This is a genomic window from Rhizobium sp. BK098 (assembly GCF_014193155.1).
Classification (GTDB): Bacteria; Pseudomonadota; Alphaproteobacteria; order Rhizobiales; family Rhizobiaceae; genus Rhizobium.
Genome location: NZ_JACHYY010000049.1, coordinates 1 through 1,695, shown reverse-complemented (window position 1 = coordinate 1,695; position 1,695 = coordinate 1). Strand labels below are relative to the sequence as shown.

Sequence of the window (1,695 nt, the reverse complement as noted above, 5' to 3'; positions counted from 1 at the left end):
GAGGGACCATACCCTCATCTTCCGTGCAGCTCGGCTCCCACACTGCTGTGGGTGCCTCGCGGCACACTCTCGTCGAGGTGCCACTTGGCGGCAAGCCGACCGGCGGAGCGCCGCCGGATTTCATTCGCAAAGTGCCGACCAAATTTATCGGCCCAAAGGCGCACGGTCTGGTGCGAGACGATGATCCCACGTGCCGCAAGCAAATCTTCGACCATCCGCAAACTGAGCGGGAACCGAAGATAGAGCCAGACGGCGTGAGCAATCACTTCAGCTGGGAAACGGTTGCGGCGATACAGCAGATCACGAGCAGTTTGGGTCATGCCACAAAATCGCACAGGCCAATCGCCGACAGGTTAACGTTACGATGCCCACGCAGCCATTCGGTGGGCTCAAAGCGGCCGACGCGCAATGCTGCCTCTCTAACCCAGTCCATATCCCATTTCGATACGGTTCTAAGCGTTCATCCGATCGGGGGATTTCCGAGAAACGGGATTCGCTCCCAAGCTTTGCCGTCGAAACGCACGATGTCTTCGTAGCCAATGGCCCAGAGCACTCCATCGACGACCTGCAAGATGTGGCCGTCCTCGAATTCCGGAACCAATCCTGTTTTGACGGGGCTGACGGAGCCGTCGACATAGACGTAAAGCCCGAGATTTGTCGCCAGGAAGAGCTGATCGCCATAAATGGTGACGCTCAGATACTTGCGGGAGCGCACGGGCTCTAGGACATTTCTGAATCCGTCAATGTGATTGCCATGCAGCAGGGTGCCGTGGCGGCCGCATGCCCATACCGAGGCTTCGTGCTCGATATGAATGCTGCTGATCGCAGGAATATTGTGTGCGACCGCCTCCCATCCATGGCTGCCCCAATAGTAAAGAACGCCGTCGTCCACGTTCGCACGCCAGCCGCCGACATAGATCTCCTGTTCGTTGGGACCGGCGATCGTCCTGAGGCTGAGATCATGCTGGTCACCCTTAACCTGCAGCAGCCCCTCATCGATGTGTTCCCATACCCCCGTCTCAAGCCGTCGGTAGACTTGGCCACCACCACCGCAGGCATGGAGTCGATTGCCGATCTGCGTAATGGCCTTGACGTAGCCCCACCCTTCGGAATCATCGCTCCAGAGACCGGAGCCGACAATTCGCTCTGTCTCCGGCTCGCGTCCGGCCGGCAAATAGAAAACATCGCCGTCCTCTTCCAGAAAAACATAACTGGTCGTCACAGCAGCGTCGGGATCCGGCTGCGGCACGAATGACGTAGCGTCCGCAATCGTGACTGGCAGGTCGAAATAGGTCCAGGGCGGATCTTTCTCAGCCCGAAACAGGCAAAGGCGAGCGAAGCCATCAAAGCGCTCGTCCCGATTAGAGCAGGCCAGAAACAGTTCGTTGCGGGATTTGGCAACGGCCGCCTCGAACATCAGTGGGATGTCATCGGGTTTAGCAAGAGGCTGCATAACTATTTCCTTCATAGCGGGTAATCTGACAACGCGCATGTTGCCTATAGCTTTGCCCCATCTCAACTTGCCCGATCGCAGCGAGACCTGTTGCAACATAAGCATGAAAAAACTATCTGAAAACGGTCATCTTCAAATATCTAGAGGTGTCGTTTTGCATTTAACCGGGTTCTTCCTCAATTTCTGTGGTTAACAGAGTGTTAGCGCCACGACTGCTATCTGCGGGGATGCGAACGCAATCG

At 56.6% G+C, this 1,695-nt stretch carries 1 protein-coding gene and 1 pseudogene; both read right to left on the bottom strand.

Translation table 11 applies throughout. From position 1 onward, the window contains the following. Positions 1-62 precede the first annotated feature (62 nt). Positions 63-320: pseudogene (locus FHT73_RS29265) on the bottom strand (IS6 family transposase); the annotation flags it as partial. A gap of 140 nt (positions 321-460) precedes the next feature. Beyond that, a complete protein-coding gene (locus FHT73_RS29260) occupies positions 461-1,552 on the bottom strand; it encodes a hypothetical protein (RefSeq protein ID WP_184353649.1) in 1,092 nt (363 codons plus the stop codon). Positions 1,553-1,695 lie beyond the last annotated feature (143 nt).

Bases quoted from the DNA above. Each gene is read 5' to 3' on its own strand.
- FHT73_RS29260 (WP_184353649.1), bottom strand. From the start codon at position 1,552: ATGTTGCAACAGGTCTCGCTGCGATCGGGCAAGTTGAGATGGGGCAAA.